Annotated in this window: 1 protein-coding gene; it reads right to left on the reverse strand. The window is 39.3% G+C overall.

Annotation, left to right across the window (positions count from 1 at the left end; genetic code table 11):
* A partial coding sequence (locus H6X70_RS16815; RefSeq protein WP_194768852.1) for an Ig-like domain-containing protein occupies positions 1-2,474 on the reverse strand: 2,474 nt, incomplete at its 3' end.
* Positions 2,475-2,583: the final 109 nt, after the last annotated feature.

Raw genomic sequence — 2,583 nt, forward strand, 5'->3', positions numbered from 1 at the left:
GCATCATTATCTGAAGACCAAGTGACATTTTGATTGGTCGCGTTAGAAGGCGTAAATGTTAGTGATAATTGTTCTGTAGCATTTAAATTGATTGTTGTTGCTTCTGGAGAAAGCGTCATATCGGTTAATGCAACTGATGTATCTGACGGTGCATTGGTTAATTTCCATTTAGTAGCATCGTTTGTTATAGTGTTGTCTGCTATTCCTGCAGCTGTTAAGCTTTTTTTACTTAAACGATTCATTCCGCCATATTCTTCACGAGAGTCGATATGATAGTAACCATCCGTTGAGGATTCAGTAAACTTCCACTCTACACTATTGCCCGTTGTAGTAGAAGGCACTAGTACGGGTAGGTCACCCCCGTTAGTACTTAAGCGTTTATTATCGTGTGTACGACAATCTATGTAGAAGTAACCATTAGTAGGTGCTGGCGTAATTATCCATTTTACATTATCAGTATTGATTATTGTTTCTGTTAAAAGCGGCTTTGTAGAACCATCAGCTTCTAATCTTAGCCCACCGCTTGCTCTACAATCCAGAAAAGCAAGAGTATTAATTGGGACATCTAGTACAGTAATATTACTAATATCACTCAACCCGCCATCCCAGGCTGTCGCTGTAAGGGTAACCGTTCCTGCTGCTTTTGGTGTGATTTTACCGTTTTCATTTACTTCAAGAATGTTTTCATCACTCGATATCCAGTTCAAAGCAGGATTAGTAGCATTGCTAGGATTTACCTGAACTCCCATAGTCTCGACCTCTCCAACATGAGCTACATAATTGTCATAATCCAAAACAACACTTGTAACATGCGTTGTAATCTCTTGTACCGTAACGTTGCAGGCATCTGTAAAGTTACCATCTTCCGTCGTTACTGTCACTGTAGAACTTCCTGTTTGCTTGCCTGTAACCAAGCCATCTACTACGGTAACATTCGCATTATTTGTATCCCAACTTAGATTCTGATTGCTCGCATAAAATGGTGTAATACTAGCTGTGAGTTGAGTTTCCATATCTGGAAAAGTATTTAACGTACTTTTATCCAAGGAAACGCTTTCTACGCCTACAGAAGATGTAGTACCTGTCCAAGTAAGTGTTTTTGCCGAATTGGCAGGAATGGCAACTTCTAGAAATTGGTTTCCCCATTGCAAAGTGAAAGTTTGACTCGTATTTTTTTCATTAAAAATCAATGCTACCTTTGAGCCATCGGTATTTGTAAAAGCCACATGATGTAGACCATCAACTCCCCTCAGATTTTTAGAAGCAATACGTGTTGCTCCTTCTGTTACAAATTTTGATATTTGACCGATAATGTAATAAGCTACATTACGTTGAACGGATTTATTATCATTAATGGTGACAGCTCCCAAACAAGACACACACCCGCCTGGTGTACGTGGAGTATCATCAGAAAAAGCGGATAGATTCCACTCTAGAACCGATCGCGACCAATTTCTTAAAGATCCTACGACTATATTTTTCATATGCCATCCAAAATCGCCACCAAAATCGCCACTAGAAGAAACCCACTGCTCTGTAAAATAAACATCTTTGCCCGTCGCATCATGAACTGTAGACATAGCCGAAATATCACCAGCATATAGGTGAAAAGCACCTCCATCTGCGTGCTCACTGGCCATCACTTTAATAGGAAAACCAGTGTTGTCGCAATTATGATCGTATGCTATAATTTGCACTTTATCAAATCCTGCATTATTCAACTTTGGTCCTAAATGATTTTCTACAAAGTTTAGTTGTTCATCACCATTCATAAGCATAGAAGGCTCGTTGTGTTTATTTAATGGCTCATTCTGAGGGGTAATTCCCCAAATGGTTAAACCTTCTGCCTCCATGGCCTCCATGTATTTTACAAAATAATCGGCATATTCATCGTAGTGATCTGTATTTAATCGCCCGCCAATATATCGGTTTGCTGAAGACGGATCGCCTCCCCAATCTGAATTGTTCTCCACCTTCATCCATGTTGGAGCTGTCCACGGCGTGGCTAGTAGTCTAACATTTGGATTGATAGCTACTATTTTCTTTAAAATAGGAATCAAATCTGTTTGGTCTGGACCAGCTAAAGAAAATTCAGATAAATCTTCGTCGGTATCTCCATAGGCCACTTCATTATATGTATAGGCAAACTCACTTAAATCTGAGGCACCAAGACTAATGCGTATCAATGATGAACGTATGCCATTGCTAGGATGAAATAGCTCTTCTAACAGTGCATCTTGGTCTGTTTGATTCATAGAACGAATAGCTTTGGCACTACCTTGCGTCAAAGTCCACCCAAACCCTACTACGGATTGATATGTTTGGGTATCATCAATGGATACAACCGTATTGTTATCAATAAAAGTGGTAGAAAAATTTGCATCAGCCTGTTGCTCTAGCAATGCTGACTGGTCGCCTTTTGTTAAATAGACTGAGACGGGAGAAGTCGTTTGGGCATGAGCTGCCAAAGTCAAAATTAGCCCTGTAACAAGACTAATGCATCTTATTATCTTATTTGGGTAATATGTTTTTTGTAAAAACCTCTTCAAAATAAGGTTCTTCTTTTGTAAAAGTTTGATCATG

Origin of the sequence: Tamlana sp. I1, assembly GCF_015355625.1 — a bacterium.
Lineage (GTDB): Bacteria > Bacteroidota > Bacteroidia > Flavobacteriales > Flavobacteriaceae > Pseudotamlana.